General features: G+C 50.7%; 4 protein-coding genes. All 4 read left to right on the top strand.

What is annotated here, in order from left to right; all coding sequences use genetic code 11:
* On the top strand, nucleotides 1-495 hold a 495-nt coding region (locus tag B3F49_RS08595), incomplete at its 5' end, for a carbohydrate ABC transporter permease (RefSeq protein ID WP_293910433.1).
* A 22-nt stretch (nucleotides 496-517) separates the two neighbouring features.
* Entirely contained in the window at nucleotides 518-1,786 is a 1,269-nt protein-coding gene (locus B3F49_RS08600; protein WP_293910435.1) for an extracellular solute-binding protein, read from the top strand.
* A 69-nt stretch (nucleotides 1,787-1,855) separates the two neighbouring features.
* Complete coding sequence (locus B3F49_RS08605) at nucleotides 1,856-2,650, top strand: sugar phosphate isomerase/epimerase family protein (protein ID WP_293910437.1); 795 nt, start codon at nucleotides 1,856-1,858, stop codon at nucleotides 2,648-2,650.
* Complete coding sequence (locus tag B3F49_RS08610; protein WP_293910439.1) at nucleotides 2,647-3,630, top strand: ADP-ribosylglycohydrolase family protein; 984 nt, start codon at nucleotides 2,647-2,649, stop codon at nucleotides 3,628-3,630. The genes B3F49_RS08605 and B3F49_RS08610 overlap by 4 nt, the downstream gene beginning before the upstream one ends.
* Nucleotides 3,631-3,710 lie beyond the last annotated feature (80 nt).

Here is a 3,710-nt window from a genome sequence, read left to right on the forward strand (position 1 = left end):
CGCAGTACGATGTTTGTTCCGATAGTGGTGACACTCATACCTTTGTACCTGATGGTCAGCAAGGCAAATATGATTGACACATATGCGGGCATCATCCTACCCCAAGTATTTGCTGCCTTCACCATTTTCCTGCTGGTTTCGTTTTTTTCTACAGTTCCAACCGTTCTCATTGATTCGGCAAAGCTCGATGGCTGCGGCTACTACCGCATCCTGAAAGAAGTAGTCATTCCCAATTCAAAGTCTCCGATCAGCACAGCAATGCTCTTTTCATTCCTTGGGCATTGGAAGAGCTACACCTGGCCATTGATCGTTACCAATAAGGCAACATACCGAACCTTGCCGATAGGCATGAAGTATTTGGTGCAGGAGTCTTCGTCGGAATACCAAATCATGATGGCAGCTTCAGTGATGGCCATCCTCCCGGTTCTGATCGTGTATTTGTTATTTGAGAAGCAGCTGGTGAAGTCGATAACACTCACTGGTTTGAAAGCATAACGAACAAAAGAGAGGTGCTATGATGAAAAAGGCTACAGTGTTTGTGTTGATGCTCGTCTTGGGCATGTCATTGGTCTTTGCCCAAGGTTCGAAAGAGACGGTTGCCAGACCCGAAGTGGTTAAGCTCCAGGTTTGGTATGCAATTAGTGGTGCATCAGGTGAGCAATTCCTTGCTCTTGCGAAAGCTTTTGATGAGGCCCGCGCCGACATAGAACTTGAATTGACCTATTCAGGTTCCTATGCTGATACAGCAACCAAGGTAAGTGCAGCCCTGCTTTCCGGTGATGCCCCCGATGCAGCCATTATGGCTGCAGGGCAGTTGTATACCGGTGGCCGTGGTGACTATTCCATGGAAGACTTGGTCAAGGATCCTGCCTTCAATGTGAACGACATTTTCAAGGGAATGCTTGAGTATGGCATGTTTGAAGGGAGAATTGCTGCGGTTCCGTATGGTATCTCCAGTCAGGTGATGTACTACAACAAGGACATCACCGACAAAGCCGGACTGGATCTTGAGAAGAATCCTCCCGCAACGTGGGCACAGTTCTACCAGGTTGCCAAGACTGCCATGGAAAAGGGCAATGTGAACAACAGCTCTGACTTCTACGGCTTCGATACTTCTGATGGTGTCTGGCTCTTCAAGACCATGCTTGGCCAGAATGGCAACGATGTTGTTCGCAAGGTCAACGACCGCGTGCAGCCGGCTTTCCATGAAGCAAGTGGTGTTGAAGTGGGTACATTCTGGAAGTCGATGGTTGATGCCAACCTGATGCCGGCCGGCCAGCACAACAATGCTGAGAAGAAGTTTCTTGCAGGCAACCTTGCCTTTATTGCAGCTTCTTCCAACCGTGTTGCACGGTGGCAGGGCAATACCAATTTCAAGCTTGGCGCTATCATGATGCCCGGTTTCAAGAACCGCTCCATCGCCCTCGGTGGCAACGTAGGAGTCATCCTGACCGATGACACCTTCAAGCGTGAAGCTTCCTGGGAGCTGTTGAAGTATCTGTTGGAAGAGAAGAATCATACGGCGTTTGCGCTTTCCACCGGGTATCTGCCGGTACGTAAGTCTGCTCAGAACAGCGCAGTGGTCAAGGAAGCTTTGGCAGCCAACCCGCTGTACAAGGTTGCTTTCGACCAGCTTGAGAATGCCTGGGCTTATTTCCACTTCTCCGAGATGGGGACCATGGATTCCTTCTTCTGGTATGCTCTTGATGAGATTGAGAAGAACGTAAGCTCGGTGGAGGTTGCACTGAAAAAGGCTGCAGATTCCTTGGTTAAGGAGATTGAGTAAGCGTGGATCTGTGAGGGGGGGGGTAGAGAGACCCCCCTCTCTGGAATGTGAGATCGTGAAGAGGTATACATGAAAGGATATTCAAATAGATATGCATTTTCCACCGGGGCACTGTATCCGTTGGAATCGGAAGAGGCATTGCGCCTTGTCGGCGAGGCTGGGTTCGCCCATGCTGAGTTGATGCCCCAGTGCTTCAAGGATGTCAGCGAGGATTCTACGCTTCGCTTTGAGAAAACAAAGGTACATGTATCCTCGATCCACTATCCCTTGGCTATGTTTTCAATGCTCTACTCAGCTCATCCGACCATGTCGGAGGAGGGAAGGAAACTTTCCAGGGACATTGTAACGATGGGAAAGCGACTGGGTACTGAGTGTATTGTAATCCATCCCACAACCAAGTACGAAGCTGAGATGCAAACCTATATCGAGCCTAGGGTCATCGAAAACCTGAGGTATCTGGGGGACTTGTGTGAAGAGGCTTCGATTACCGTGGCAATGGAGAACTACCCTGTTGGTGTCGGCCAGTACCCTGATACACTGCAGCAATATGTGCGGGACTGGAAGATGAAGGCAATGAAAATCATGGTGGACACCACCGAAGTCATGGAAGGCGGTGGCGACCCCCTCACGTTCATCGGCGCTTTGGATGAGGCCCCCTGCCATCTGCATCTTAGTGACTTTGGAGATAAAAAGAAGCACCTTCCCATTGGCAAGGGTGAGATTCCTTGGAGCGAGGTGTTTTCGCTGCTGAAACAGAAAGGGTTTACGGGGTATTACACCCTTGAGCCGGCCTATCGTCATTACTTGAGCGATATCCCTGCCAAGCTTCGTAGAGATTTTGAAGTTCTTTCGAGCCTGGTATGATTACAGCACACCATATTGAAGCAATTTTGGAAGGGTTTGCCGTCGGGGATGCGATGGGCATGAGCACAGAGTTCATGACGCGCACCCAGATAGCAAAGACGCTCGGAGAAGTCACTACGTTGGTGGAAAGTCATCTTTCCGCCAACCATAGTGACCTGCCCAAAGGGAGTGTCACTGATGATACCGAGCAGACGCTGTATCTCCTGGACAGATATCTGAAGCAGGGAGTGACCATCGATTCAACTGTGGAAGGTCTGCTTGCATGGATAGATGAGTCCGATGCTGTAGCAAAGCGCTACATCGGCCCCAGTTCCTTGAAAGCATTGAAGGCTATCAAGGACGGAGTCGATCCGAAAGAAGCGGGAAAGCATGGGACCACCTGCGGAGGGCTGATGCGGACTTTGGCTCCTACGCTCTATGCACTTGCAAAGAACCTTGACCGCATGCAGATGCTTGAGATGGTTGTTACGTGTTTGACTCCCACCCACTACACAAGCCAAGCATTGGAGGCGGCATGTGCCTATTCCTGTGCAGTGGCTGAGGCGGTAGGGGGAGGCTCGGTTGTTGAAATTATCCAGGCGGCCTATGAAGGCGGACGGTATGGGTTGTCCCAATCACCTTACCAAGCATGTGCTGCTTCCAGTCTGGGCAGGCTCGCTTTCTTGGTTGAGTATTTGAAAGCGGAGCATGGTGAGGATGAGCTGCTGGACTTCCTGTTCTCTGTCCTGGGAACCGGGCTGGAGTCGGCGGATGTGTTCTCTGCAGTGTTTGCCCTGTTCCTTTTCGCTCCAGGGCAAACCTTCAAATCCATCTGCCTGGCAACCCAGGTCGGCGGCGATACCGATACGATTGCTGCGTTGGTCGGGGCTTTGAACAGGGCCTGCAATTTGGATTCTCCTATTCCTTCTTCTGTGTTGGATACGGTGTACCAAGTCAATGCTTTGCCATTGAAAGCGCTCTCTGAAGCTCTCAAGAGGTAGAATTTTGTGAAAGCCTATCTATCCAAGCTTGAATGGAATGCTCGGGTGTGTACTTCGTTCTTCCCGTTCTGGGCGATTCC

Source organism: Sphaerochaeta sp. UBA5836 (assembly GCF_002432845.1).
GTDB lineage: Bacteria > Spirochaetota > Spirochaetia > Sphaerochaetales > Sphaerochaetaceae > Sphaerochaeta.